This window comes from Gimesia chilikensis (assembly GCF_007744075.1).
GTDB lineage: Bacteria > Planctomycetota > Planctomycetia > Planctomycetales > Planctomycetaceae > Gimesia > Gimesia chilikensis_A.
Window position 1 is genome coordinate 4,615,038 of record NZ_CP036266.1, and the last position, 24,630, is coordinate 4,639,667.

The 24,630-nt window shown below is 54.6% G+C and carries 19 protein-coding genes; 8 read left to right on the top strand and 11 right to left on the bottom strand.

Annotated features, from left to right (window positions below):
* Positions 1–58: 58 nt before the first annotated feature.
* The 4 genes from HG66A1_RS32050 (at position 59) to HG66A1_RS17360 (ending at position 5,075) form a co-directional block, all read left to right on the top strand.
* Positions 59–199, top strand: a complete 141-nt coding sequence (locus HG66A1_RS32050; RefSeq protein WP_197993525.1) for a hypothetical protein — start codon at positions 59–61, stop codon at positions 197–199.
* 14 nt (positions 200–213) lie between these two features.
* Entirely contained in the window at positions 214–1,872 is a 1,659-nt protein-coding gene (locus HG66A1_RS17350) for an arylsulfatase (RefSeq protein WP_232106600.1), read from the top strand.
* 459 nt (positions 1,873–2,331) lie between these two features.
* Positions 2,332–3,990 carry an arylsulfatase gene (locus tag HG66A1_RS17355; protein ID WP_145186633.1) on the top strand — a complete coding sequence of 553 codons (1,659 nt, stop codon included), beginning with the start codon at positions 2,332–2,334 and terminating at the stop codon, positions 3,988–3,990.
* A gap of 101 nt (positions 3,991–4,091) precedes the next feature.
* Positions 4,092–5,075 (top strand): HAD family hydrolase, encoded by a 984-nt coding sequence (locus HG66A1_RS17360; RefSeq protein ID WP_145186636.1) that lies wholly within the window; start codon positions 4,092–4,094, stop codon positions 5,073–5,075.
* 76 nt (positions 5,076–5,151) lie between these two features.
* On the opposite strand, the gene HG66A1_RS17365 is transcribed toward HG66A1_RS17360, so the two are convergent.
* The gene (locus HG66A1_RS17365; protein ID WP_145186639.1) at positions 5,152–6,063 is read right to left on the bottom strand and encodes a hypothetical protein; all 912 of its coding nucleotides are present in this window, start codon (positions 6,061–6,063) and stop codon (positions 5,152–5,154) included.
* A 203-nt stretch (positions 6,064–6,266) separates the two neighbouring features.
* Here HG66A1_RS17365 and HG66A1_RS17370 point away from each other — a divergent pair, with 203 nt between their 5' ends.
* Both HG66A1_RS17370 and HG66A1_RS17375 read left to right on the top strand, forming a co-directional pair.
* Positions 6,267–6,986: a hypothetical protein gene (locus tag HG66A1_RS17370; RefSeq protein WP_145186642.1), complete on the top strand. Its 720-nt coding sequence runs from the start codon at positions 6,267–6,269 to the stop codon at positions 6,984–6,986.
* Positions 6,987–6,997: 11 nt separating this feature from the next.
* On the top strand, positions 6,998–8,053 hold the full coding sequence (locus HG66A1_RS17375; protein WP_145186645.1) for a hypothetical protein: 1,056 nt from the start codon (positions 6,998–7,000) through the stop codon (positions 8,051–8,053).
* On the opposite strand, the gene HG66A1_RS17380 is transcribed toward HG66A1_RS17375, so the two are convergent.
* From HG66A1_RS17380 to HG66A1_RS17415, 8 genes are all read right to left on the bottom strand, one after another.
* Positions 8,039–9,289 carry a hypothetical protein gene (locus tag HG66A1_RS17380; RefSeq protein ID WP_145186648.1) on the bottom strand — a complete coding sequence of 417 codons (1,251 nt, stop codon included), beginning with the start codon at positions 9,287–9,289 and terminating at the stop codon, positions 8,039–8,041. The two genes, HG66A1_RS17375 and HG66A1_RS17380, sit on opposite strands and share 15 nt — an antisense overlap.
* A 151-nt stretch (positions 9,290–9,440) precedes the next feature.
* Complete coding sequence (locus tag HG66A1_RS17385) at positions 9,441–10,481, bottom strand: hypothetical protein (protein ID WP_232106601.1); 1,041 nt, start codon at positions 10,479–10,481, stop codon at positions 9,441–9,443.
* Positions 10,482–10,595: 114 nt separating this feature from the next.
* Positions 10,596–11,921 carry a DUF1501 domain-containing protein gene (locus HG66A1_RS17390; RefSeq protein ID WP_145186655.1) on the bottom strand — a complete coding sequence of 442 codons (1,326 nt, stop codon included), beginning with the start codon at positions 11,919–11,921 and terminating at the stop codon, positions 10,596–10,598.
* A 178-nt stretch (positions 11,922–12,099) separates the two neighbouring features.
* Positions 12,100–14,274, bottom strand: a complete 2,175-nt coding sequence (locus HG66A1_RS17395; RefSeq protein WP_145186658.1) for a glycoside hydrolase family 71/99-like protein — start codon at positions 14,272–14,274, stop codon at positions 12,100–12,102.
* A 37-nt stretch (positions 14,275–14,311) separates the two neighbouring features.
* Positions 14,312–15,358: a 6-bladed beta-propeller gene (locus HG66A1_RS17400; RefSeq protein WP_145186661.1), complete on the bottom strand. Its 1,047-nt coding sequence runs from the start codon at positions 15,356–15,358 to the stop codon at positions 14,312–14,314.
* Between the two features lie 58 nt (positions 15,359–15,416).
* A complete protein-coding gene (locus tag HG66A1_RS17405; protein ID WP_145186664.1) occupies positions 15,417–15,962 on the bottom strand; it encodes a HEAT repeat domain-containing protein in 546 nt (181 codons plus the stop codon).
* A 143-nt stretch (positions 15,963–16,105) separates the two neighbouring features.
* Complete coding sequence (locus tag HG66A1_RS17410; protein ID WP_232106602.1) at positions 16,106–17,614, bottom strand: sulfatase; 1,509 nt, start codon at positions 17,612–17,614, stop codon at positions 16,106–16,108.
* 36 nt (positions 17,615–17,650) lie between these two features.
* Positions 17,651–19,087 (bottom strand): sulfatase-like hydrolase/transferase, encoded by a 1,437-nt coding sequence (locus HG66A1_RS17415; RefSeq protein ID WP_145186667.1) that lies wholly within the window; start codon positions 19,085–19,087, stop codon positions 17,651–17,653.
* Between the two features lie 376 nt (positions 19,088–19,463).
* Between HG66A1_RS17415 and sbnA the strand changes: the two genes are divergently transcribed.
* The gene (gene sbnA / locus HG66A1_RS17420) at positions 19,464–20,555 is read left to right on the top strand and encodes a 2,3-diaminopropionate biosynthesis protein SbnA (RefSeq protein WP_145186670.1); all 1,092 of its coding nucleotides are present in this window, start codon (positions 19,464–19,466) and stop codon (positions 20,553–20,555) included.
* Positions 20,556–20,648: 93 nt separating this feature from the next.
* Here the strand turns inward: sbnA and HG66A1_RS17425 are convergent, their stop codons facing one another.
* Positions 20,649–22,832, bottom strand: coding sequence for a serine/threonine protein kinase (locus HG66A1_RS17425; protein ID WP_232106603.1), 2,184 nt, complete (start codon positions 22,830–22,832; stop codon positions 20,649–20,651).
* Between the two features lie 414 nt (positions 22,833–23,246).
* Between HG66A1_RS17425 and HG66A1_RS17430 the strand changes: the two genes are divergently transcribed.
* Positions 23,247–24,092: a hypothetical protein gene (locus HG66A1_RS17430; RefSeq protein WP_145186675.1), complete on the top strand. Its 846-nt coding sequence runs from the start codon at positions 23,247–23,249 to the stop codon at positions 24,090–24,092.
* Between the two features lie 60 nt (positions 24,093–24,152).
* On the opposite strand, the gene HG66A1_RS17435 is transcribed toward HG66A1_RS17430, so the two are convergent.
* Positions 24,153–24,626 (bottom strand): hypothetical protein, encoded by a 474-nt coding sequence (locus HG66A1_RS17435; protein WP_145186678.1) that lies wholly within the window; start codon positions 24,624–24,626, stop codon positions 24,153–24,155.
* Positions 24,627–24,630 lie beyond the last annotated feature (4 nt).

Genomic DNA, 24,630 nt, shown 5'->3' on the forward strand with positions numbered 1-24,630 from the left:
TTAAACAACACGGTCCGTGAAACGGCACATTAGTTCGATACGCAGCGAGAGTAACTCAATGTGCAACTTCGATCTCTATTTCACGCTGGTTCAGCGATTGTCTGCCTTCACAACTGACAAGTGGCTCCTTCAGACCACCACCGCTCTCTGTTTCTCCCTGATCTATCAGACAGTCGTCGGCTGTCACTTTTCTCAATGAACAAGGATACTGCAATGAGACTTCAAATGTGCCAGTTACGCTCCCTGATTCTGTCGGCGCTGGCAGTCACCATCAGTCTGGCGATCGCCGTCCCCGCACACGCGCGACAGAAAAAACCGAACATCCTGCTCATCGTCTCCGACGACACCGGCTACGGTGACCTGGGCCCCTACGGCGGTGGTGTCGGCCGCGGCATGCCCACCCCTAATATCGACAAAATGGCCCGCGCAGGCATGACCTTCTTCTCCTTCTACGCGCAGCCCAGCTGTACCCCCGGTCGCGCCGCCATGCAGACCGGACGCATCCCCAACCGCAGCGGGATGACCACCGTCTCCTTCCCCGGACAGGGGGGCGGACTCCCCAAAGAGGAATGGACGCTCGCCTCGATCCTCAAACAGGCCAACTACCGCACGTACTTCACCGGAAAATGGCACCTGGGAGAAGCCGACCACGCTCTGCCCAATGCACACGGCTATGACGTGATGGAGCACTGCTTCCTCTACCACCTCAACGCCTACACCTATGGTGATCCAGAGCGGTTCCCCGACATGGATTTCAAGCTGCGGCTGATGTTCAATCTCGTTACGAAAGGGTCCCTCTCAGGCAAAGCGGGAGAGGCGCCCAGGCAGGACTGGAAAGTCGTCGGTGAATACATCGACACGCCGGAAAAGGGATTCGTCGGCGTCCCCTATCTCGATCAGTACGTCGAACAGTCGGGTCTGAAGTTTCTGGAAGACGCCGCCCAACATCCCGATCAGCCCTTTTTCATCAACGTCAACTTCATGAAAAACCACCAGCCCAACCTGCCGGCTCCCGAATTCAAACACAAATCCATCTCCAAAACCAGATACGCCGATTCCATCGTCGAACTCGACACACGCATCGGCAACCTCATGAACAAACTCAAAGAACTCGAACTGGAGCAGGACACGCTGGTCTTCTTCACTACCGACAACGGCGCCTGGCAGGACGTCTATCCTGACGCCGGCTACACACCGTTTCGCGGTACCAAAGGCACCGTCCGCGAAGGGGGCAGCCGGGTCCCCGCCATCGCGGTCTGGCCGGGTAAGATCAAAGACGGCGTCCGCAATCACGATATCCTCGGCGGCCTGGATCTCATGGCTACTTTCGCTTCCCTCGCCGGTCTGGAACTTCCGGAAAAAGATCGCGCAGGCGAACCGATTTGCTTCGACAGCTACGACATGTCACCCGCCCTGTTTGGCACAGGCAAGTCGAAACGGAATTCCTGGTTTTACTTCACGGAAAATGAACTCGCCCCCGGTGCCGCTCGTGTCGGCAATTATAAAGCCGTCTTCAATCTCCGGGGGGATGGCGGCCAGGCGACAGGCGGCCAGGCCGTCGATACCAACCTCGGCTGGAAAGGACCGGAGAAGTATGTCGCCACCGTTCCACAGGTCTTTGACCTGCTGCAGGACCCGCAGGAACGCTATGACATTTTCATGAATAACTACACGGAACGTACCTGGACCCTGGTGACCTTCAATGCCGTCATCCGGAACCTGCTGCAGAGTTACGTCGACTATCCGCCACGCAAAATGCAGAGCAAAATCTATCACGGACCGATCACCCTGACGGATTTCCACAAATTTAAATTTATCAGGGATGCCCTCAAAGAGGAAGGCATGAAATTTTCGCTCCCTTTCGGCAAATGATTACCTGGCTTGACTGATAATTGCGCGGACCGCTGGATCTCACCTGTTGGCTCATCTGATAACACTTGTCAGATCCAAACCAGCCAATTCGAATCAATAAACTCAAGTATGTTCCAGTCGTACCTGCCCCCCCATTTTTCACAGAGTTTTTACTTTACATTCTTGCCACCCGATTATAATGAGGTTAGTGTACCCAAGTCAGGCACTAACCTAAATCGATCTCATCATTGAGGAATCCTTCTATGCAGCGGGAATCATTGCCAGTTCCCCTATATGCTGAAGCCTGGTTCCGAAAATCCAACTACACTCTTCGCCCTGTCTGGCATCCTGAGTACATTCTGCTTAACTGCTATCGGCTTCGTTCTACCACTCAACTTAGACAGGGAAATAACGTCTGCTCCCTGACACTGTCGACAGCCCCCGGGCTGTTATCTACTCTCAACTGCTAAGGTCTCCACCATGAAACATCTTGCTCTTCCATTTCGCTCATTCCTTCTGCCCTTCCTGGCAGTCATCACCATCCTGGTGATCGCCCTCCCGGCACAGGCCCAGCAGAAAAAACCCAATATTCTGTTCATCGTCTCCGACGACACCGGTTACGGTGACCTGGGTCCCTATGGAGGTGGGGTCGGTCGTGGCATGCCCACTCCCAACATCGACCGCATGGCCCAGGAAGGGATGACTTTCTTTTCCTTTTACGCACAACCCAGTTGCACCCCCGGTCGGGCCGCAATGCAGACCGGCCGCATCCCCAACCGCAGCGGGATGACAACCGTCGCCTTCCAGGGACAGGGGGGTGGACTCCCCAAGGCTGAATGGACACTCGCCTCGGTCCTCAAACAGGCCGGCTACCAGACCTACTTCACGGGTAAATGGCACTTGGGAGAATCTGATTATGCCCTTCCCAATGCACATGGTTACGATGAGATGGAGCATTGCTTCCTCTATCACTGCAATGCCTACACTTACGGTGACCCGAACTGGTTCCCTGATATGAAACCAGATCTGCGGGCCATGTTCGACCGCGTTACTAAAGGGTCGCTGTCAGGCAAAGCAGGGGAAGCTCCCAAACAGGACTGGAAAGTCAATGGACAGTATGTCGACACACCTGAAAAAGGAGTCGTAGGCATCCCGTTCATGGACAAGTACGTCGAAAAGTCAGGATTGAAGTTTCTGGAACAGGCAGCCCAAAATCCGGATCAGCCTTTCTTTATCAATATCAATTTCATGAAGGTCCACCAGCCAAACTTGCCAGCACCGGAATTCAAACACAAATCACTCTCCAAATCCAAGTACGCTGATTCGGTTGTCGAACTCGACACGCGGATCGGTAACATCATGGACAAACTCCGTGAACTCGGCCTCGATAAAAATACCCTCGTCTTTTACACAACTGACAACGGCGCCTGGCAGGACGTCTATCCCGATGCCGGCTACACACCATTTCGAGGAACGAAAGGCACAGTCCGCGAAGGGGGCAACCGCGTCCCTGCTATCGCAATCTGGCCCGGAAAAATCAAAGCCGGCGTCCGTAACCACGACATTCTCGGCGGCCTGGATCTGATGGCCACTTTCGCCTCTGTTGCCGGAATTAAACTGCCCGAAAATGATCGCGAAGGCAAACCCATCTACTTCGACAGTCTCGACATGACCCCCATCCTGACCGGAACGGGCGAATGCCCCCGGGAGTCCTGGTTCTACTTCACCGAAAATGAACTGACTCCTGGAGCAGCCCGCGTCAACAATTACAAAGCCGTTTTCAACCTTCGGGGAGATGACGGATCAACCACGGGAGGTCTGGCCGTCGATACCAACCTGGGCTGGAAAGGCCCCAACAAATATGTCGCAACCGTTCCCCAGATCTTCGATCTCTGGCAGGATCCTCAGGAACGCTACGATATCTTCATGAATAACTACACTGAACGGACCTGGACACTGGTGACATTTAACGCCGAAATCAGCAAACTGATGAAAACTTACGTCAAGTATCCACCGCGGAAACTGCAAAGTGAAGTCTATACCGGACCACTCACGCTGACCGAATACCAGCGGTTCAAATTTGTCAGGGACGCTTTGAAAAACGAAGGCATCAGTCTGCCGCTGCCCACTGGCAACTGAGTGCGTGTGCCGACTGAAAACCGTGCAGACCGCCTGTACTTCAGGCGGTCTGCATTTTCCATCGAAGTTTGGTCCCCTTACCCGCCAGAGAGAGTGAACACATGAGATTTCAGTCACATCGTCGATTACTGACCGTCGTTCTTTTTCTGACTTGCTGTGCATATCAGTTACACGCTGCTGACCCGCTCCCCTCCTGGAACGAATCTGCCGCCAAACAGAACATCATCCAGTTCGTCGAAAAGGTGACCTCCAGGGATTCTCCCGATTACGTCCCTCCGGAACTCCGCATCGCCACCTTCGACAACGATGGCACCCTCTGGACCGAAAAACCGCAGTACTTCCAGGTTTTCTTTGCCATCGATCGGGTCAAAGCCCTCGCCCCCCAGCATCCGGAATGGAAAACGGAGGAACCCTTCGCTTCAGTTCTCAGGGGTGATTACAAAACCGCCTTCGCCGGGGGAGAAGCAGCCGTCCTGAAAATGGTTATTGCCACACACAGCGGCATGACCACCACCGAATTTGAAAAGATCGTCAACGAGTGGAGCAAAACCGCCCGGCATCCGAAAACCGGACGTCTCTTCACCCAGATGGTTTATCAACCCATGCTCGAACTGCTGGCCTACATGCGTGCCAACGGCTTCAAAACCTTCATCGTCTCGGGAGGCGGAATCGAATTCATGCGGCCGTGGACCGAACGAGTTTACGGCATCCCCCCCCAGCAGGTGGTCGGCAGCAGTGTCAAAACGAAATTTGAAATGCGTGAAGATGGTCCCGTGCTGATTCGTCTGCCGGAAATCAATTTCATTGACGACAAAGCCGGCAAACCGGTTGGCATCAACTCGCATATCGGCCTGCGTCCCATCGCCGCCTTCGGGAACTCCGATGGTGACATCCAGATGCTCGAATGGGCCACCGGTACATCCGGTGCCCGCTTCGCACTGCTCGTGCATCACACCGATGCCAAACGTGAATACGCCTACAATGTCGGTGCCGTACAGGCTCTGAAAGATGCCAGTGAAAAAGGCTGGACCGTTGTGAATATGAAGGACGACTGGAAAGTCATCTACCCGCCCCTCAAGAAATGAACCCCGTGCAACCGTCGGCCCATACTGCTGATACACATTGGGCCGACGCTTGATTCATCGCATCAGCTTAATCGAGTCAGGCACTCTCGACCGCCGGTTGCTGTGCCTGCTCTTCCTCGCGCACCGTTTCCGGCAGCATTAACACGGCCCCGAGAAAAAAACAGATCGCCCCCTGCAACGTAAAGGCAACCGCGACAGTCTCCATCCATTCTATGGACTGACCGGGAAGCGAGATCGCAAAACAGGCGGAGACCATAAAGCCTACGCAGCCCAGCAGGTTGATCACCACAATCCACCACGAAAGATTCTCCGACCGCCAGCCCCAGTAACGATGGCAGATCTCAATATAGGCCAGGTAACCGGAGGCCAGAAACAGCACCGAGCCCGCAAAGTTAGGAACCCACACCAGAAGATCGGTCTGAATCCACGTGAGCCCGGGCCACAGCGCATCGAAGGTATTGAAGTTAAACAGGATCGTCCCCACAAACTGCAAGGCACAACTTAACCAGCCCGCCTTCCACGGCTTCCACCCCAATAGACGGTATCGTTTCCCGGAATGATCGGGCTCGTCCGGCAGTGGCCCGGCATTCGCGGCCTGGTAGAGTTGCAGATAGGCGGCAGTCGTAAAGGGAAGCGAACCGGCAAAGTAAATCGCATTCACTTGAGTTGAACTCAATGCCAGCGCGTTCGCCAGCTCGGGTGCAAGTAACAGCACACTCGCCGTCGCAAACAGCAACGACCCGAACGCAAACAGACTTCCGATCCACCAGTTTAACTCGCCCGGCATCCACAGACAGCGGATCAACAGCTGACCGACAGCTTCCGCCAGACCGATTTCACGGGCAACCAGAGCCTTGCGGTGCTTGCGTGACAGCCATTCCCACAGCGTGCCGTCGGCGTGACGAAACAGACGGCGCGTAATAAACGGCCCCGCCCCTTCCTCTTCTAAACACTCCCACCCTTCAGTTTTCTGACGCGATCCAGACATACCCGCAGTCTACTGCAACGCATCCCAAAATACGAATGCAGACCGGATGATGATTTTCAGATGAGACAGTGATAATTTTCTTGACTCCCTGAAAACTGCAATCAACAATGGCGAAATACCCATCGGAACATAAGTCGAGTCATGTACAATGTTCGTTTTCCTGTCTTTCCTGAACGTCACTTGAATGTAGAGCTGGAATCCCCATGAATGATGAACTCACGCCTGAAGAACTCGTATCCTCCGAATCTGCCACCGATGTCATCGGATCTGAGAATGACCCGACGGTCATGGTCTGGTCGACCAGTTCGGGTGACAGCACCCTGCTGCACGTAATGCAGATCGACCCCACGGGCATTGCCTGGCTGCTCGATATCAAAAAGCCGAAAGTCCTCGAAGAACTCGTCGGCCGCATCAACGCACAGCCAGACGAGGCAACCGCGATCATCGCTGCAGAATCCAAGGGGACCTTCCTGCCGCGCGCAGAACTGTCCCGCGTCACCTACACGGAAGGTCTGAAGCAGCTCACCATCATCGACCAGGCCGGCAAGAAACAGAAAATTACCGAGGGCAACGCAGGCGAACACAGACAGATTTTCGATGCGGTCCGTCATCATCTGGGGGGCACCGCCGGCGAGGAAGAAGCCGATGCCTGGTCGGTCATGCAGGGTCCCCTGCTCGGCCTGGTCCTCACGGCGGCCATCGGCGGGTTCATGATCTTCCTCTCCACCGAAGCCGATCCGAGTCGCGAATTCTCGGGACGCCGCAGTGGTATGAAAAAGCTGATCAACTGGCTGGGCTACACCATTGGCCCCACCTGGATGTCAGTGATTGTCGGCGGGATCTTCCTGGTCATCTTCGCTTCCATGATGCACTCACTCGTCAAACGCCCCCTGCGGGAATTCCTGGCCTTCAGACCGGTCTGAAGGAGATTCATATGCTCCGTTTACTCGCAACAGCTGTCATCGTAACTGTCTGCACACTGCAGTCAGTCGTTCCGGGATATGCGGAGGAACCCCTGACCGACGCCGCCCGGGCCAAACGGACGCAGGAGTTGAGCGCTGGATTGCGACTCACTCAAAAATTCATCTTCCATACCGGCTATCTCTTCATCGGCGATCTGGCCCACACTCACCGGAGCGGCAAACCACGCCTCCCCTTGACCGACAACCAGGAACAGACCATCGCCAGCCTGGATCGCCTGATCTTCCTGGCACAGTTGGAAACCTTCAGTCGGGACGCCGATTACCTGGAAGGCAACCCCCGGGACTTCGCCGTTTACCTGGAACGGAGCAAAACGCGTCAGTCTCAGGCAATCCACCACGGTCAGCTCATGACGTTAACCGGCCTGCTCTCCCCCACACAAACCCGCTACAGCCTGCAGCACTACATTGCAGTCCGTAAATGGCACGCTTTATACGTTGACCTGATCCAGGAACTCTTTGAACTGACAACAACTCAGAAACGGCAGCTGCAGCAGGCGCAGACAAATTACAACAAGAGTACCAAACCTCTGTTCCTCGGCTCAATGCGGCCCAAAGCAGATCAACGCGACATCCAGGCCGGCATCGATCTTTACAAGGAAGAGTTTCGCCGTGCATCGCGTGCAGTCCTGACACCGTCCCAAAACACAAAATACGATGCACTACTCATTCAGCCAAAACTTCCCCAGGTTCTGCCTTCCACGCCCCCACTCTCAAATGACGATCAACAGCGTTTGGCACTGGAATCGCGTTCCCCAATCTTCCGCAGCATCCGCCAGCAACAGAAGCAGCTCAACCTCTCTATGAAACAGCAGGACTTCCTGCAGCAGCTGACCCAGGTCACACAACGCGGCTTACTCTGGATCGAAACCTCAGAGACACAAGAGACGGAACAGGACCTTCCCCTTTTCTCTCACAGCCAGGCAGCTTTCCTGAAACACGCCGAACAGGTCGCCCTGCAGGGCATCCTCTCCGAACAACAGGCACAGTTGGTCTTAGACGCCAGCTGAAACAGACTGCTGCCGTTCAATCCGTTCCTGCCGCCGAACCAGGTACCAGCCCAAAAGAAAGGTTGAGATCCCCACACAGGAAAACAGATATTTGAGAAGACCGGGACCAAACAGACTCCCCAGATAGTAGCCATTCAGGTACGGAATCCCCTCGACCTCACCCTGCACGCCCCCTTTCCCGTCAGCGGTAAAACGAACGCCGTTAGTATAATTCCTCACATCCACACCCGCTGGAAAAGTGAACGCCAGGTCCTGGTCTGTCACCGTCCCAAATGAGACAGCCTCAACCTGAATTTCCAGTGCGGATCCACCGGCTTTGGCTGTAGGCAGCTCAGTCCCCTGCAGTAAATACAGTCGCGCGGGAAACCAGATCCCCTGCTGCTGTTCCGCCTGCTCAACACGCATGGCCTCAAACCAGCGTAATTTTCGCCCTTCGACACGTTGATCAAAGCGCTCCAGCCGATAAGCCAGCGGAAGAAACTGACGCGCGGGATCAAAATTCACGCACATGATGCCCGTCCAACTCTGCCGACGTTCGACCTTGATTGGATACGAAATCGAAATCGTTTTCCGATCACCAATCTGCCCCGACTTAATGCTTGGTGACGCATCCAGATCTACCTCAACTGTCTCTAATGCCAGTACCGCATCCTGAATGAAGAAAATCTGATGCTGCCCCGAAGTTCCACGCCCCCAGCGTGTCAGCATCCCAGCCGGATTCTGTCCTTCTTTGAGGTGCGATATCTGCCCCCGCGACTGGGACTCTTCCTTCCCGTTAACCAGAGTCGCAGACCGAACCTCGCCCTGCTGCACATCACAGACTTTGATCATCTTGGCGTCTCGGATCTCCTCGTGCTCGGGGGTTTTCGGCACCGTGAATGTGAAATCATCCCGGAACGATTCTCCCAGGCAACGGGTCCGACCTTCAGCGCGTAAGATGATCTCATCAGCAGGATCCGGGATAGCCCCCTGGTAAGGAAAGGCAACCAGATCGGCGTGTACCTTATATCTGCGACTGCGGGCCTCGTAGGAAATATTCTCAAACAACCGCAGTCGTTGTTCCAGGGCCTCAACCAGCAGAGCCCGCTGCTCCTCCACCGGCAGCGCAAAAAAAGCATCGGCACTCATCGCAGGAATCTGCGGCAGCACAGCCTCATCGGCCGCCACCTCTCTGTCACCAAAACACAGACCCAAAGTCCCAACCAGGATCAGCAGCAGAAAATTCCAGCGCAACATCACATCCGCCTTTCGAGAGAATCATCAACTCAACAGGACATGCAGAGAATCAGCTTCCATAGTACATGTGCATCGTCGGCGAATTCAAGCAGCAATGTTTAGAGGAGCGTCTTTCCAAAACAGAATACTAAAAGAGTAGCAAGCCTCACTTTCACTCCCTTACCGCATCATACTGCGTCAGATACCAGTTCTCCGCGAGCTGATCCGACCGGACGAGGTACGACGTCCAGTTGTCACCGCTAATTTCGACCTGTGGACCGCTGCTCCCTGGCGGATGATATTCCAGCAGGTACAGGTAGTGCGGCGACAGTGCGAAGCTGACGCCGCCGTCGGGAAGTTGCTCAACGTCCGCACCGAATTGTTCGTAGGTTCGATACTGCGTCTTTCCCAAAGGGGTGAGTTTTCCTGGACGTGTTTCATGCGCAAAATACCTGCCAATCTCTGGCAGTGTTCCGGATCTCGCAGGCCACTCCTGTAATAACGGTTCCAACGCTCTTTGGAACCGGGGTAAATCATTGGAAATACGGTGTCGCGCCGCGTACCAGAGCAGATTGTCCTGCTGAGATGTGATAAACACGAGGCCACAGACAACCAAAGTGAACCCGACCAGATAGGTTTTACTCGCCCCCCTCAAAATGACGTGCGTCCCTGCCAGCAGCAAAGCAACCGCACTCCCGCACATGATAAAGATCATCGCAGCAATTCGAGATCCAAGAACCGAAAAAGAATGCGTCCTCTGGTAAAATGAGGGTTCTTCCGTAACTGGAATCATCAGATCACTCAATGAGCTCAGCTTGAGATATCCCTCCCCCATGTCATCTGGGATACTCAGATCAACTCGTGCCCAGGTATACGCGGATTGAAAACTGGCATCCCACCAGAGCCAGGCAGGAAAGATGAGCAGCACCAGCCAGAGAAACCCCAGTGACCATTTGGAAGTCCTGTCAGTAACCTTTCGAACCACCGCGAGCAGTCTTTTCACTTTCGCGCGGAAATTGTGTGTTGCCCAGACAAAGAGAACAAAACCAGCCAGACAAATCAGCCCCCCCTCCAGCCGGTATACTCGAAAACGCGACCATCCGCCCACAAACATCCACACGGCAACCACTTGCAGAAACAGCCGCACCAGACGTCCCGACAACGGGATATGGTCGCACTCCTCGCAGACGTCGGACTGGATAATGCGGAACACCACCCTCCGATTGCCGCCACATTTTTCGCATTTCAAAACCATAGTTTCGAAAACGAAAACGCCTGCCACGGGATCAAACTAATTCAGATTTGCTGAAGCAAGATCATTTTCAACTCAAATCAGCTCGCTGATCAACTCCCGGCGTTCCAGGATGTACCGCGGGCGGCCACTGTGATCCAGGAACGTGGTCGAGGGATCGATGCCCAGGTGGCGATAGAGCATCGCCAGCACATTCTCAGGACGATACGGCGCGTCGACCGGCGTCCCACCTTCTGCATCGGAGGCGCCAATCACCTGGCCGGTTCTGATGCCGCCGCCCGCTAAAGCGACGCTCATCACACGTCCCCAGTGATCGCGGCCCGCGTTCTTGTTGAATTTCGGGGTCCGCCCGAATTCGCCCATCGCCACCACCATCACTTTTTTATCGATCCCGCGGGCGTGCAGATCTTCCACGAGTGCCGCGAAGGCGCGGTCGTAGGGAATCGCTTTCTGCTTCATTCGTTTGACCAGATCACGATGATCGTCCCAACTCGGGCCGGTCACCCGAACCGAAGCCACGGTCACCCCGTGTTCCACCAGGCGGCGGGCCAGCAGAATATTCTGGCCGAAGGAGTTCCTGCCGTAACGGTCGCGCGTCGCCTCATCTTCCTGGGAGATATCAAAGGCATTCCGCGCCGCATCGCCGGCCACCATCTCGAAGGCTTCCCGGGTGAACTGATCCATGGCATCGCCTACGCCGTTGTTGTCGATGATTTCGCGTGTGGCGTCAAAGCCCTTCAGCAACTGCTTGCGGTCTTTGAGACGTTCTGAAGTCAGACCGCGTAACAGCGTCAGGTTGGGCACCTCAAAGTTCTTCCGGTCTGCATCGCGGGCGGTGATGAACGGGTTATACCCCTTCCCCAGCCAGGCAGCGCGACCAAATCGCATATCGCGGGGCAGTGAAACATACGCGGGAATTCCCTGTTCGTTACTGCCGCGGACCTTGGAGGTAATACAGCCGATGCTCGGCATTTCGTTTTCGTTACTCTGTCGATCGCGCAGATAATACCCGGTCTGCGTCAGGTGACTGCTGGTCCGATGGCTGCCCGAATTGTGATGAATCGAGCGAATGACCGCCAGCTTATCCATCACCTGTGCCTGCTCTTTCATGAACTCACTGAACTGCACGCCCGGGACAGAGGTGCTGATCGGATTCAGCGGGCCACGATAATCGGAAGGTGCATTGGGTTTCGGATCGTATGTCTCATGCTGAGTCGGTCCCCCCGCCAGTTCCAGAAAGATGATCGCCGTATCGTCCTGCGCGCGTCCGTTCGTCGAGGCAGCCTGGGCCTTGAGACGCAAAATTTCAGGGAGAGACAGCCCCATCAGGCCGGTCAGACCTGCTTTGATGACTGAGCGTCGCGAGATTCCATCACAAAATTCAGAGGTTCGTCGAGACATTCCTGCTCCTTTCCCGGGTGTGTCAGGTGGGATGGTTGCGGGGGTCGGCACTCATTGCCAACAGGTGGGAAGACTCTATTGTACAGGACCCACGGCCTTACATCAACAGCAATGCATATATCCAGCGTAGACTTCGACTTGTAAAACAACAGTGAGAGGAGAGATACAGCAGAGAAACCTACTTCAACCCCGCCGGTTCCCCCAGCACCTGGATACTCAGCAGATGATGCGACGGCATTTTGGTGCCGCGTTCGACCACGGGGACTTTGCCATCCTCTTCCAGGTCTGTTTTCATCAACTTCCAGAGCACGCGTTTGTCACGGGTGATTTCAAACGCCTGCACGTCGTTGTCCATCCCTTGGCGATGATGATAATCGGAATTGATCACCACCAGATTCCCGTTGTTCCGCACCTGCACCCCCACCGGATACAACAGTTCGAAACCGAGGTCGTCCCGCTTGTCCAGAATCCAGGTGATCTTCCCTTCGGGATCGACTTCGATAATCTGATACGACGTAATACAGGGAATCAGGGTCCTCCCGTTTGCCAGCCGGATCGCTGTAAAGGGACGGTCTTGCGGTTTCAAGTCGTACCGCCAGACCTCTTTCCCCTGAGCATCCAGTTCCAGAATCACCTTGTTTTCACGATACGAAATCAGATACGTCCCCTGCGGCGTCTTGCGTGCCTGCATATACCGGTTATGTACATTCTTGCCACCGTCGGGCAGATCGATTGATAACGTCACATTCTGCTGCCGATCCACTTCCAGCAACTTCTGATTGCCGCAATCCAGAATCAGCACCTTTCCATCACCCAGCGGCTGACAGGAATTAATCTCCTGCTGCCCCTTGATCGGAGGGACTTTAAAATCCCAGACCGTTTCCTTCTCACGATTGACTTCCCGCACACCGAACCGGTGCGCAAACAGCACATTCCCGTTCGGCAGCTTCCAGGCATCGTAGACCGTTTCAATGCCGGGCTGCTGATAATGCCACACAATGTCATTCTGCCCGTCCAGTTCGAGAATCCCTTCCCCATAGCCGATCAGGAGTCGACGCTCAGCTTCCTTTTTCACCGGGACGGTCTTTTTTACCGCTCCGGTTTCAGGCTCCCCTTTCAGCAGCCGACTTGCCTTGCCGGCCAGTTTGAGATAATGATCGCTGGGTAAACCTTCGTACGTGACAAACTTGCCCCCGTTCCCGGTCGGCGGGTGATTGGTACATTTGAAAATCGCCGTCGCTTCGTCCACTTCATCAAACATCGCGATATACAGCATCCCACAGCCAATCCGTTCCGCCGCCTTGATCTGGGACCAGAGGAAATCTCCCTTCCGCCGCGGAATCTGATTCAGTTCCCCCCCGTGCAGGTTGTGCCAGCTGAATCCCGGGAACGCAACCGGCAGGAAATCGAGCCCCTCTTCTGCGCACCATTGACGATCCAGCTGCCAGACCTGTTCCGCATGCCGATCCGCCTCTTTGGGACTCCGATAGCGACCCACCGACCAGGGGCTGATTACATCAGCGGCTTTGATAATCTCCTTCAGCAACGGATCGTCAACCGCGTCCCGCGTCCCCTCGCGCCAGTAAGACGGAACACCCAGCATCACCGCGCAGCCGTTCCTCTTGAACAGTTTCACCAGTTCATAACATTCCTGCAGCGAATACGGCCGATCATCACTGAAGCCAATGCCCCACACCGCGACCAGCGGTTTCCCGTTGTGCCGCTGGTATTGAGTATCCTCAGCCACGCGCTGGATCTCGCGGAGTTCCGTCCAGTCATCAAAGACCCGCTCAACCTCTCCCTCCTGCAGACCACTCAGGTCATACATCACGGCGAACGTGCGTCCCGACTTTCTGGCTCCCTCGCGAACATGGTTCAACACCTGATTCATATTCTTGAGCAGCCGCGGATCCGACAGTCCGGAGGGGTGTCCGGAGACAAACCGTTGCAGAAAGGCCCCATCGATCCCGTATTCCTGCATCCAGCGAAAATGTCGCAACACGGTTTTACGATTCGCACTGCTGAAAACTTCCGCCCGGCTGCCGTCTGCATGGCGAAATCCGGTCGCATAGCGTTCATCGGCATCCAGCTCCGAAACATCGGGCCACAGATCCACGGTCACATTTCCCGGCCCGAATTGTCGATGCCCCAGCCTGGCCCAGTGCTTCCAGCCCAACTCGGAGCCATCCTTCGGACAGTTAAACCAGCCCTGGTAACCCACCATGACTTTTCCGGTCAACGTTCCGGGATCGACCGGCTGCACATTCTTCTCATCCTGGGCAGCCAGCGGTTGAACCAGGCAGGCCAGCAGACTGACCAGCAGTAAAATACAGGGAGCAGCGCTTCGATTCATATCTCTATTTCCAGATCCTGTTCGGACAAACTAACAATCAGACTTCAGGCACCAGCTTGACCGGATATGTGTTCCCAGACGCGAACTGGGGCACATATATCGCCCCGTCCGCAGCAACCACCAGGTCATGCGGATGCCGGAAAAAGCCCCCCTGCTGTGACATGGGCTGCAGCTTCCCATTTACATAGCGGGGTGCCGTTCCGCCGATATTCGACACAATTTTATAATCGCGATCCAGCACCGAAATATACCCCTTGCTCTCCCGGTCTTTCGGCCAGTTATCCGCCAGATGGGGCACAAACATGTGTTCGCCCACAATCTGGATCATCCGCGGATTCGAACCGGGCAGCGATATCTCCTCGATCAGCTTTCCCTCCAGTGTGAGTCGCTTGATCGTCTGCTGATCGCTCATCGCGATGACTAGTTCGGGCTCCCCCGGACCACGCGTATCAATCACGCCCCCGTGCGGCCCCCAATGGGCGATGCCCCCTTCCGGACCGCCAAAGTAATCCAGCAGCTTTCCCGCACGGTTGTAACGCAGGATGTAATCTTTGCCGTAACCGTCGAGCACGAAGAAATCCCCGTTCGGCAGATTCAGCGTCCAGGCGGGGCGATACTCTTTCTCATTAGCATACTTGCCCGTCGACTTGGGATACGTCAGCTCCATCAGAATTTCGCCGTCCAGCGTCGTCTTGAAGACCCGGTGCAGATTGAGATCGGTAATGAACAGCACTTCGCGATCGTCCTCTTTGACAATCTCCAGACCATGCGCTCCGGGAAACCGCGTGCCCCATTTCTGCAGCAGCTTCCCGTCCCGGTCATACACGATCACATTATTCGCACAATGATCGGTAAGTAAATAAATCCGCCCCCGCGCATCGACCACCATCGCACTGCAGTTCTTCACCGGCGTCCGCTCATCCAGCACACCCCAGCTGGCGACAGGCCGATAACGAAATTTCCCCTGCCCCAGCACGGGCAACTTTCGTTCTTCCGCAGCCAGCCGCCCCGCCCCCAGCGCACAGGCCCCGGTGAGCAGACTCTGATAAAGAAAATCGCGTCGATGCAGTTGATGATAAGACATGAGTAACTACCTGATGAAGTTCATAATAAAAATGGTATCTCAATTCCTGATTTGTTGATCAGCTGTCATTTTCCCGCTCATTTAAAAATTCCATGATAAATGAGTATCTCTCGAGAACTTCTTTGTTTGGATGATTCTTCATGATTTGAAGAAGTTCTTCACACTCTTCCGGATCAACCAGATGTGACCATAAGAGTTGATCTACAATTCCTGCAGACCAACATTGAATGCCGTCATCAGGATCTTCTAATAAGCCCTTAATCCACGGCAAGGCTCTTCTGTCAGCTACGACACGGAGAAGTTCGATTGCCTCGACCCGCGCATCAGGATCTTTTTCATTCTGGTAGATCTCATAACAGCGTTCCATTGCACACCAGGGATGAAGCAGCCAGAGAACATTACGAACCAGCTCGGATCCTTTCTGTTGACTGACGTAATGGTCAACAGCAGCACGTAAATGTTTTGTTCCAATAATCATGCAGATAGCTTCACGTGCAGTTGTACTACTTCCCCACTCGCGTCCGTCGTCATCCAGCGCTCCCAGAGTTCTGGCAATCGCCGTCCAATCGATTTCACCCTGGTTCATTTCATCTGACAAAGCCATTCCGTTCATCCTCTTCTCTCTAAATCATCAGCGACTAAGCCTGATCATACGGATTCACAATCTTCCGCCAGCCCGGGTAGTTGGGCACGTCGCTGCAGTCGGTGGTGGAACATGATTAATCCTTTGAAAATCAGATGCTTCTCTTATTTACCTTCAGCATGCCAGCGTTTCATCAAATTGATATTTGCTTCCAGCTGCTTTGCCTCAGCCGGATTCCGTTTGCGACTCTTCGCCAGGTAGGGCGCCATATCACTATCGTACATCGCCTCTGCTTCAGGGAAACGACCCCGGTCGTCCGTCTCGAGTTCCCAGTTGGCCAGCAGACATCGCATTTGTGCGACCTGCTGTTTAAATGCCGGGTCGCCAGCCAGATTGTGGATCTCCCAGGGATCTTGAGCCAGATCGTAGAGCTCTTCTTCCGGCCGCGTCTCAGCCAGGTGCAGAGACTGCACCGCATTCAACTTTCCCGCAGCATTTAATTCGCGCAGCACGGGCATGAACGGTTTCCCGTCCTTATATTTACACGGCTGTAGATACGGGCGTTGAGGCAGATAATTGCGGATATACTTGAAATTGCCTTTCCGGATACTGCGGATGTGGTCTACGGTTTCATCACAACGGTCGCGGGCTGACACCACATACGCACGCGGCTTCGCCTGCGAACCAAACAGGGGGCGTCCCTGCATCCACTTCGGAATTTCGATTCCCGCCAGTGCCAGACTCGTCGCGGAGAGATCAATCTGTGTAATCAGATCATCGCGTACGACCCCGGCAGATAAATACTCTGGAGCCCAGACAACAAACGGGATTTTCACCCCTTCCTCATAGAGGAACTGTTTGCCACGGGCGTGACTGATGCCATGATCGGTCAGAAAAAAGACAACGGTCTTGTCGAGTACATCTTCCTCTTTCAACTGCTGGAGAATCTTTCCCACCTGATAATCGGTGTAGGAGACAGAGTTCAAATAGGCAGCCCAGTCTTCGCGGATCACGGGATGGTCCGGGTAGTAAGGCGGCAGCGTGACTTCGTCTGCCGTTACGAGCTGTTTCAGACCGGCTTTGACTTCTGCATACCAGCGATCCACATTTCGCAGTTTCCCTCCCTGAAGTTGATACTGCGCAAAGAACGGCTGGCCGGGCGCCCGTTTTCTCCAGTCGAATCCATCATAGAGATCCGCTTTCTGGTAAACGAAGTTGTAATCTTCTTTTCCCTGGCGGGTCCCCTCCGGGTTGGCATTCGTGGTGAAATAACCGGCTGCACGAAACAATTCAGGGATGGTCTGCATCCCTTCCGGCAAATGAATCTTTAATTCTCCCCGGGAGCTGCGATGATGATGCGCGCCAATTGTGGTCTGGTACATTCCCGTAATTACCGCTGAGCGAAATGCAGAACAGACCGGCGCCGTCGCATAGGCATTACTGAAAATAACACCTTCCCGGGCCAGTTGATCGACATGCGGTGTCTTAACCAGTTTTTCTCCCTGGTAACCAAAGTGGCACGACATGTCGTCCACCAGGATCCAGACAATGTTCGGCTTCCCATCCCGCTGTGCGCCTGCATTCCTCGCTGGCTCATCCGCCAGAACGGGAAACACCACAGTCAATGTGAGCAACAGTAGAAACAGTAAGCTTTTGACAGGAGCGCGCTTCACGTTTACTTCTTTCTGGTCTGATCTCAAAAATAACCGCTAATCATTCGGGTTCACAATGTTCCGCCAGTCCGGGTAGTTGGACCGTGCCCCGGCATTCGGACCTCCCTTGACCGGCGGCGCGGGGGGAATGGTCGACAGCGTCTGCTGCAGCATCCCGCGTGCAGCTTCTCCCTCTGTTCCGGCCTGACCTGCGGCGAGGTTCTGACTCTCGGTCAAATCGACGGGCACATGGAAGAATCGCCCGTCACGGTACAATTTGAAACCCTCGTTCCGCACGTACTGATCCCCTTTAAACCGGCCCCAGTAAGGCTGGTAGTGATTCAGCACCCACTCCCGGGGCTCTCCCGCTTTGCCATTGAGCTGAGGCAGAAAACTGCGCCCGTCGATGGGATCGTCTTTCCCCAGCTTGATCCCGGCCATCGCGGCGAACGTGGGATAGAAATCGGTGAAATCGACTAGATCATCCAACACCACACCCTGCGGCGTGTGTCCTTTCCAGTAAGCAACCAGCGGCACATGCGTGCCCATGTCGGTAGTCGAACCTTTCCCGCCATGAATCGTCTGGCCGTTCCACTGAGATTTGATTTGCACATTCGTGCCATTGTCGGCGGTAAACAGGATCAGCGTATTCTCCAACTGGCCGACGTCCTCCACCTGTTTGACCAGCTTCCCTACGATTTGATCCAGGTAATTGACCATCGCCACAAAGTTGGCTTTCCGGGCCGCTTTCCCTTTGGGCTGTTTGTTCGCAGCCTGTGTTCGCGGTGCCGATCCAATCGTATCGGGCGTGGGCACAAACGGATTGTGCACCAGCGTACTCGGATAGTAAACAAAGAACGGCTGATCCTTGTTCTTTTTGATGAAGTCGCACAGGAAGTCCGACATGATGTCCGGACCGTACTTCCCCTGGTTGTCTTCAATCGAAAGATATTTGCCGTTCTGTTCCAGCGGCGGACTCCAGAACCGCTCGCCGCCCCCCTCTTTGACTTTCACTCCCGTGGTCACCTGCCACAGGCAATACTCATCAAAGCCCGCTTTGAACGGTCGCGTATTATCCTTAAAACCGTCCGCCTTGTGATACAGTCCGTTCAACTGCCATTTTCCCGCAATCGCCGTCTTGTAACCCGCCGACTGCAGCAACTGACCGAACGTTTTCTCATTGGGATTCAGATAGCCGAAATGCGTGTAGTTGCGAAAATTGTATTTCCCCGTCATCAGCTTCACGCGGGACGGCGTGCAGAGCGGCGTGGAATAACAGTTCGTAAACCGAATGCCCTGCTTCGCCAGCGCATCGATGTGCGGCGTCTCGTAATCTTCCGCCCCGTAACTACTGAAACATTCCCAGCTGACGTCATCCGCCATGATCAGAATAATATTCGGCCGGCGGGCCTTTGATGCAGCCTGTTCCGCGGCATGACCGGGCATCACGCAGGTCATCACAAACAGGAATAAGATCAATCCAAGTCGCTTCATTCCAACCTCATCAATTTTCGATTCGCAGAAACACAAAGAACATTGCTCTCTGAAAGGAACAGGACATGCTTCAATTATCCTACCCGGTTCCACCAATGATGAACAACCGCATCCGGTACTTTCCTTAGAATCGTTGCCAGTGGTTTCTTCCATATAACACCACATTTGGTCTCTGAGCGCTCAATCGAAATGCCAGCCTGACGACCGCATTGATTGACCAGCGACCAGCTGACCAGTGCAGTCTCTGCTTATAAACCGCATAGCCAGCAGATATCGAACGGGAAAGGGGGTGCTGAGCATTGGCACACGATTCGCTACTGTCCAAATGACCTTTCAATGATTGATCTTCAGACTCTGAATTCATCGGAGACCAGATATGAATGAGATTCAACAACAGCAAAGCACGATATCAGCCCCGAGTGAGGGAGTTTTAGACGCGATCGGTTCGACTCCCCTGATTCATCTCCGCCGCTATCTCGAATCGGCGGATGTTCAACTTTACGCCAAACTGGAATCCTGCAATCCGGGAGGCAGTGCCAAGGACCGCCCCGCCCGGACGATGATCGAACACGCATTGCAGACCGGAGAAATCGACGAGAACACCACGGTCATTGAAGCCACCTCCGGGAACATGGGTATCGGACTGGCCCAGGCCTGTAACTATTATGGCATCCCCCTGATCTGCGTCGTCGATCCGCACGCGCAACCACAGAATATCGGTATTATGGAAGCCTATGGTGCCATCATCGAACGTGTCACACAGCCCCTGTATGGGGATTATCTGAAAGCCTGTCTGACCCGCGTGCAGGAACTGCTGCAACAGATCCCCGATTCCTACTGGCCTAATCAGTATGCGAATCTGCAGAATCCCCAGGCCTACGAACAGGGCACAGTACAGGAAGTCGATGCAGCTCTGCAGGGAGAAATCGATTACCTGTTTGTCGCCACCAGCAGTGTTGGTGCGGCGCGTGGCTGTCAGGAATACTTCACGAAACGGGGGCGCCAGACCAAAGTGATTGCCGTCGATGCCGCAGGCAGTCTCCTGTTTGGTGGGCCGGGTGGCGCGCGTCGCATTCCCGGCCTGGGTTCGGGAAACATCCCCCCACTGGCAGCAGGACAGGATTTTGACCGGGTCGTCCGGGTCACCGATCTCGACTGCGTCACCGGCTGTCGCAGGATGGTCAAGTATGAATCAATCCTCGCCGGGGGATCGGCCGGCGGAGTACTGGAAGCAGTCCGTTCCATGATTCCGGAACTTCGCACCAAAGTCTGTGCCGCGATCCTGCATGACTCCGGCACGCGCTATCTGGATACAATTTACTCAGACAATTGGGTCGAACAGGAACTGCGTTACCCCGTGGAAGAATTAGAGATGCGGATTGAACAACCCAGTCGAGTGAATAAGTCGTTCTCCACACAGAAACCAGTGCGTTTCAGTCCTCATTTTCTGGAACATGCAACGGTATGATCATTTAGCCGGACTCAGCTCTCTGTCCCGCTGAACGAGCCCGCATCCCGACAACGACGGCGTATCTCCGCCTCGCCGTTGTCGGTTGCGGGCTTATTTTACAGATTCATTCAACAGCGGGAAGATCCGGATCCGTTCGTACTCCACTTTCGTCATCCGCTCCCGGTTATTATTCAACGCCCCGACCAGCACACTGTACTTACCGATGTCAAAATCGAGCGTAAATGGTTCTCCACACTGTTTCCCATTTAAGAACACGGTGATCTTGCGGCCTTCGATCAGAATCAGTAACTGATCGATCTGGTTCACCCCGCGGGTCGGTGCCTCTTTCTCCAGTAGTTTGTACCCGGGCATCAACGTATTCTTCCGATCCCCGAACAGAGAAGCTCGGGCGGCCATTTCCCCATCTTTCAATTCGATGAGAAAACCGATATCTTCAGAAGTATGCAGATTAACCAGCCAGCCGGCGCCTTCCAGCAGCTTCACATCCACCTGAATCAGCCCCGATCCGTTCCCGTCGATCCAGGGCCAGGCACCATCATAGGAGCCTGCATTCATCTCGATCAACAGGCGACCGTCCCGGAAGGTGAGATTTGAAACATCAATCCGTTCCGGACCACGTTTAAAGTCAAACTCCTGAACCATGTCTGGCTTCTGTCGCATCATCGCCAGCAGTCGGGCCAGCACGGGATCGGGTTCATTCAGGGGAGGACTTTCGCTGGCAGGTTTTGCCACTGGTTTTTCAACAGGTGGTGCAGTCTGATCCAGCACTTCGATGACCAGCGGTTCGTTCCCGTTTTCCGCAACCACAAAATGAAACTGATCATAGCCTTTGACGATAGTCCCGTTGTGGGTCACTGTCACTTCATGCGGGCCGATCGCCAGTTCGACCTCACCCTGCTTGCCTGAAAATCTGACTCGCTGTTTTCCATCGATGGTCACCACGGCTGACGGATCATCAATCGTCACCTGCACGGTCCGCTCACCGGCACGGAACAACAGGACGATCGCCCCCAGCAGAAATACGATCGGCAATGCAGCCGCCAGGAACACCGCCCGACCTGACACAGAACCATTCCGGAAGTCAAACCAGTGAGACGCCGGTTGTCGCTCCGGCGTCAAAGATGACTTTCGCTTACTTTTGGCTGCAGAGGTCTGTCCTGATTTTTTAAGGAACGCAGTCAGCGCATCGACGACTTCCTGCATCGACTGATAACGATCGTCGATTTTCTTCGCCAGCATTTTCAGGCAGATCGCTTCGAGCTCGGGCGCCACTCCCTCTACCTCACGGGACGGGGGAACGGGCTCTGCCGTCAGAATTTGACCGATCAGAACCACGGCTGGTCCCTGGAATGGCAGCCGGCCCGTGAGCAGCTCGTACAAGATGATACCCAGGTTGTAGATATCACTCTGCGGTCCCACTGCATCAATGTCGCCGGTGACCTGTTCGGGAGACATATACGCCGGCGATCCCATCACCATGCCGGTGACCGTCAGACGTTCCGCTTCCTGCTTTCCCAGTTGACGGGCCAGTCCGAAGTCCATAATTACGGGCTCGTTATCTTCATCCAGCATGATATTCGCCGGCTTGAGGTCGCGGTGGATCACTCCCTGCTGATGCGCCGCTTCGAGTGCCAGGGCCAGCTTGCGCATCACGATCCCGATTTTCCGCTGCGAATTGATTATCCCCTGGGCGATACAAGTCGCCAGCGGCATCCCGGGAATAAAAGCCATGGAGATGTAACTCACTCCCTCCTCGCACCCGACATCATAGACGGGACAGATCCCCCGATGTCGCAGTGTGGCTGCGGAACGAGCCTCACGATAGAAACGCTCCAGCACCATTTCGGCCGACTCGGAATCATCCAGCCTGGGCACTTTCAACGCCACCTGCCGTTCCAGTTCCAGATCCTCCGCCAGGTACACGGTGCCCATCGCCCCCTGTCCCAGCACCTTTTCAATCTGGTAGCGACCAAATCGCCCCTGCAACAACTGGCTCTCTATATCAGACTCAGAATGACCGCCCTGCCGATAATGGGCCGTCTGCTCTGCCTTCGCATTCCACTCGGAAGCATAACACTGCTCCGATGCAGTAGGGCCGGCCAGTTTTTCGATCAGTGCCACGTCAGCCAGATAAGCTTCGAGCTCTGCCTGCAGATGCGGATGATCCCTCACCAGCTGTTGAGCATCGATTTTCTCCCCCTGATCGATCTTCCGCATCAGACTGGCAATAATCTGATCCAGATCGCCTTCCATCAGTTCGTGCTCTTCAGACATGATCGCCTCGCAGTGAATGGCCCTCAGCATCAGACAGCAACTACTGCCTGAAATTACCGGTCGCTTAACCTGTGTCTCGTTTGTCCCTCTGCTTTGAAATGGAGAGATTCTCCCAGGCCCCGGAACCAGAAACTGCCCGGGCCGAATCAATCATTATGCACAAACGTCTCGCCCATGGAAACCGAATTCTCAGTTCGCAGACCGCGTCCACATCCTATCAGGCGTAATGCTTCGCGAAACCGGTCGGTGAAATATCTAGATTTTGAAAAAAAGCCGGAAAATGGCAGGTCGGCAAACGGCATTGATTCAATCGCCGGCACCTGAAACAATGTCCCAACACTCCCCATCAACTGGACAACCTGATGCCCGAGGTAAACCTTGCAATCTTCAATCTCCCGCTGCTCACTTTTAATAATGCTACTCTCGCTTATCGGCTTGACTGGCTGTTCAGACTCTGCCGATTCCGTAGCCACCGATCCCCCGCTGCCCGTCGCCCCGGCCAGTGACAATCAGGTTCCCGACGATCATTCATTGCCGTTAGCTGAGTACCTGGAAGCCGGAGTCCCCGCCCACGATCGCAACTGGACCGGCAGTGACATGCAGCAGGCGGCCGAAGCCCTGGGCAAGCTGACCAAAGAGGACGCTGCGCTGCTCCCGCGTTACCAGAGCCCTCAGTCCGGCAAGCTCTTCGAGCGGATCACCTCAGCCGAGAATCTGGACCTGTATCAGAACGAAGGTTCTCCCATCGAGGTCCGCGTGCATGAAGCCATCCTGCTGATGCAGTCCAGTAATCAGATCCTGGTTCTCTATGCCACCGCATTTGCAGACCAGAAAGTCGCCGACAGCGAACTGATCGAAATGATCGGCTCCACTTTGCGCTTATCCGCCACCATTGTGCAGCTCATCAACGAATTTCTGCCCACACTGGATAAGAAGGATCCCACCTACCCCACGCGCATGGAAAGTCTGGACAACGTGCGAAAGAATCTGGCAACGGTGGTGATCGCCAATCTGAAAGTCCTGACCGAATCAGACCTTTATCGTACCTCGGAACTCAAAAGGCTCCTCGGCTACATGCAGAACACCTACCCGGTAATTCTGCCCGCTCTGCCAGAAGCCAGCCGCGCCGAAGCCCTGCAGCGTCTGCGGACATTAATTGAAGATCCAGAAATGCAGCCCCTGCGGCCGGAATTAAAATCGCTCTTAACGGCCGTCGAGCAGTCTCCCGAACAGACTGAGTCTGCACAGCAGGAGCAATAGAATTAAGTGACGTCTCATTTTTCATTAATAACAGACTTGTGATCCGCCAGCAGAATCTCTTCAGATCTGTCCGCTTCGCGGCTTAATTGTGTCTTCGATTCCAGCAGGATTCACATCCGTTGATGGTTCATCATACTTCCTGATCATCTTCCACAGTTCAGCACTTAAATCCACAATCAGTTCGTCATCCATATCTTCCAGATACGTCTCCATAAGTGTCCCCTGCACGCGTATCCAGAGCCCGTGACCATAGCGGTTCTTACGCATTGCCACAATCTTCTTTCGCGGCCATTCAGTTTCGATTCGCTCTCCCAGTTCGGTGGCAACCAAAATCATACGAAACCGGTCGGCATCAATTTCAAACAGCGCCCGCAGCGGCGTCTCCTGTTGCAACAGCAGACGTTCTAGATACAACTCCATTAAATTGAGCGATTTAAAAGGCATCTGCTGCATCCTCTTAATCAGTGGAGGCGTCGGCACCACCACTCGCACGCAATCCCCCTCGTAAGAGACAAGAAATCGCTGTTCAGCCATGTTA